Source organism: Caballeronia sp. INML2 (assembly GCF_023631365.1).
GTDB lineage: Bacteria > Pseudomonadota > Gammaproteobacteria > Burkholderiales > Burkholderiaceae > Caballeronia > Caballeronia turbans.
Map to the genome: position 1 here is coordinate 1 of NZ_JALQDH010000103.1, position 3688 is coordinate 3688.

At 58.4% G+C, this 3688-nt stretch carries 3 protein-coding genes; 2 read left to right on the plus strand and 1 reads right to left on the minus strand.

What is annotated here, in order from left to right; translation table 11 throughout:
* Positions 1-196: 196 nt before the first annotated feature.
* Together NCT32_RS32105 and NCT32_RS32110 are read left to right on the plus strand one after the other, a co-directional pair.
* A complete protein-coding gene (locus NCT32_RS32105; protein ID WP_250491222.1) occupies positions 197-862 on the plus strand; it encodes a Lar family restriction alleviation protein in 666 nt (221 codons plus the stop codon).
* A gap of 69 nt (positions 863-931) precedes the next feature.
* Positions 932-1072: a hypothetical protein gene (locus NCT32_RS32110; RefSeq protein WP_250491223.1), complete on the plus strand. Its 141-nt coding sequence runs from the start codon at positions 932-934 to the stop codon at positions 1070-1072.
* Positions 1073-1188: 116 nt separating this feature from the next.
* Here the strand turns inward: NCT32_RS32110 and NCT32_RS32115 are convergent, their stop codons facing one another.
* Entirely contained in the window at positions 1189-2334 is a 1146-nt protein-coding gene (locus NCT32_RS32115) for an integrase domain-containing protein (RefSeq protein ID WP_409241556.1), read from the minus strand.
* Positions 2335-3688: the final 1354 nt, after the last annotated feature.

The window sequence follows — 3688 nt, forward strand, 5'->3', positions numbered from 1 at the left end:
TAAGCGACGACGAACGGGAGTTGCATCGACTGTCTGCCGATGAACTCGAAAAGCAACTCGTGGCACTGAAAAATCTAGTGTGCCGGCTGGAAAGGTGACTTTCAGCCAGCGCGGTCGGGCGCCCTCACGCGGGTAGCTATAATTTACGGCGGCTTACAAACTAGAACCGCCGGTGAGCCGGCGACAGGACAGTGCCATGACTGACGAGCTTTTTCCCTGCGACCATTGCGGCGGAAAGTGGTCTTTCAAATTCTCCCAGCGATTAGTCGGCCGTCCGTCGGCTCCTGAGCGCGACTTCGCTCGCCTCGGCAACAGCCTGGCGCCGCCCATGCAAGACATGGAACCGCGCTCACCGTACGACGTTCCCTACGAGAAGGTCTGCTGCATTTTCTGCGAAGAATGCGGGATGCAGACGCCTTGGATCCCGATCGGCAACGACCGCTACGCGGCACTGGATAAGGCCGGCGAGATTTGGAATGCGCGGATGCGGCGGCCGAAAGCCACCGAGGGAGATCTGCTGCAGCTCGTCAGGAAAGAAATTAGCGCAGTCGACGCTGCTTACCTGATTGACCTTCTCTCGAGGAACGAAGACGACTGGGAGAAACGCGGGCCCATTTTCCAGATGCTCGCAAAGAAAATCGCCGACAGCAAAATTACAATGAGCGAGTTCTGGCCAGTCGACACAGTCCTCCGCGATGCGGCGCGATACCGAAAGCTGCAGCAGCTAGCGAAGCGCATATACATTGACGGAATCGCTTCGGTCCAGTTTCCCCGGATTCCCGCGACCGGCGGTGACGAAGGCAACTTTGAAAACAGCGTCAACGAGGCGGTCGATGACCTCCCCGACCGCAACCGCTGGTGACTTGACTTCATTCGGTGCCGGTCATACTGAAGGGACCTACAAATTAGACACGGCAAACAAGGACCAAATATGTCGCCCAGCCAGTACATCGTCGCCGCCTACCGACTCCGCAACAAACTAGCGCCGCAGCTTCTTACGCTGCTCGCCCTCGGCGTGATCCTGACGTATCACGCGATGACAAGTCCGCAGTTGAGCTGGCTTTTGGACTGAAACGCGAAAGTGACGCTCTCCGGAGAGCGTCCCACTCAAACAGTACCCAGGATCAACTCGTTGAATTCGAATAAAAAAACGCGTGTTACAAAATGATCCGGATATTCACACCCCCCTTAGTCGGATAACTTTTCGCATTGTAAAATGCGGTACAGGCTCGTTCTGGAGATGCCGAGAGCGGCGGCAGCAGCCTTCTTCTCGCCGTTGCTAGCGGCGAGCGCATTGTTGACCTGATCAATCGTCACCTTTGGCGTTTTTAGTTTCCTCTGGACAGAGTAGCTCGACAGGTAAGCACCCGCCTTTTGCTTGCGGCTGTGCCCGGCCGCCTCGACGACCGCTTGCATTGCTTCATCTTGAATTCGTTTGTCCGCCCGTGCGTCGCTTCCTTTGATCGGCGCAGGAACACCCGCATATCGCGCAAACATCTGTTGCAGGTACTCGTGCCTGAGGCCATGGCAGGTAACGCCCAGACCGGCTTTCGTCACACCGTGTCGCTTGAGCACCGTGTAAAAGTGGTCCTTCCATTGGGTCTTCGTATAGCCATCCGGAATCGTTGATCCGGTAGTGCTGTTGACGTAGTTTGCCGCTTCCCGCAGAACATCAAGCTTGAAATCGATCGGGACGGAGCGTCCTCGACCTCCCTTCGTGCCGTGAACCACATTAAGCCGGCCGTCCTTGCGCACTGCGTCTATTGGCCTCAGCAGGAAGCTTTCCTCGACCCTCAGCCCGAATGCTGACTGCAACTTCATCTGCACGGCGACCACCGGATCGGTCTTCGCGATGTCGTCGATGATTGATGCGGCATTAATGCCGTTGCCTTCCCACGATTTGTCCTCCGTCGCAACATAGGACCGATGGAAGTCGTGCTCATCCCTATCGATATAGTCCGATAGCTTTCTGACGAGATTGGGCTTGCCGATCCACTGTGCGAACGCGCGGAAGTACGTCAACTTGTTTTCGATCGTCCCTGGGCTCTGGCCTTTCTTGTGCCAGAGCGTGACAAGGAACTCGATGTGCTTCTCCTTGAGAGCATACGGCGACTGGAGCGCGAATCCGTTTTCGCGCAGCTCGACGAACGACCGGCAAAGCTTGCGCAGGCGGTAGTCCTGGGTCTTGACCGACAGGGGCTTGCTGCTGATTCGCGTACGACTGTGGACGCGGTTCACATTGGCGGTGAACAGCAGGTCGAGCGCCGATTTGAAATCGGCACGTAACCCCGGGTAGTCAGCCAGAATCCCTTTCACGTAGACAGTCACCGTCACTTTTCAATCCCCCTTTTTGTTCAGCTTTTCTCGCGCCGCTAGGTACATGTTCCGGCCTCTCTCAAACGCGCTTGCAAACTCGCCGTTTAGCGCGGCGCCGTAAAGCAGCGATTCGCTCGGCGGCCACGATCCGGCGGCCCAGCCAGCAATGGCCGCGTGTCGCAACGCTCTTCGCCTCGAGCGTGCATCGTCAAATCCGTACCTCGCAGCAAGTCGCCACATCGACCACGCGACCTCGGCTTCGAACATATGGTCTATGCCCGTGAAGATCCTTTTGTACCGCCCGCCCTGCCTGTAACCCGTCTCCGAAAGGGACCGAATTGCGTTCGCTCGCCGGCCTTCAGCGTTGTCCGGGGCAACCTGCGGGGTTACCGAGCTCGAGGCCGCTCGCCGCAGGAGTTTCGTAGAACTAGGCTCCTCCGCGCAGTCGCTGGTACGAATTGCCGCGATGACATCAAAGTCCAATCCTGCCTCTAACGCCGGGGCGCAGAGAACGCACGCAATTGTTTGATGGCTTCAGCACTGCCTTGTCCTCTTGTGGAAACCAATTTGACGACCGTGCGCTGTCTTTGCGCGGTGCGCCGCCGTTTGCTGCCGCGCCGAATGCCCCGGGAGCCTATCCCCGAGTGCTGTCTGCGTTGCACCCTGCGTATCCCCGCCGGGTCCTGCCTTCCTGTCCTTTAGCGATTCCATTCGATAGCCCCGCACGTGGAAGAGACGTGCATCGACCGTCCGTATTGCTGCGTGCTGCCAGTCTCACGCTTCGCGTGGTGACCGCCGCTGACTAACTGCCGGTACACATCAACGCGGGCCCGCTTCGCGGAACCTCTCGTCGTTGTGTGCTGTTTCCCGCTGCTGCCAGCAGTCCAACCGCGCGGTTTTCGCTGCGCGACTCGGCTGTTGCCGCTGCTACGGCTACCGCGCCGGCCAGAGCACGCTCTCGCGCGCCCGTGTGCCCCGTCTTTCGACAGCACGACCTTGGCCATTTGCTCGGTAATCGTTATGCGCTGTTTCTTCTCCGGTTGCGCCGACCGTTCGTCTTCCGTACAGAGATAAGTCCGCCTTCCGTGGCTCGCTCATCCCCCATCCCAAAGCGCGTTCAATCGGCCGCGGTGTGTCGGGCCTCATGCAACGTACCCAGCGTCGTGTGCTGTAGGGATGCGTCCATCGTCGTTGAGCTACTCAGCAGCAGCGACCCGGAACCGTGTCCGTGTCCACTCCCAAGCCGTCTCAACTCGAAGATTCGGGCAAAACCGCCCGCAAACCCTATGGATATCGCGTGTCCAGCGTCCTCAACTTGGGTCGCTTTGAACTTGATTAGATTCAGAAAAAGGCCGCTTCATTTTGCGGCCGT

Coding starts and splice junctions, on each gene's coding strand:
- NCT32_RS32105 (WP_250491222.1), top strand. CDS start 197: ATGACTGACGAGCTTTTTCCCTGCGACCATTGCGGCGGAAAGTGGTCT.
- NCT32_RS32110 (WP_250491223.1), top strand. CDS start 932: ATGTCGCCCAGCCAGTACATCGTCGCCGCCTACCGACTCCGCAACAAA.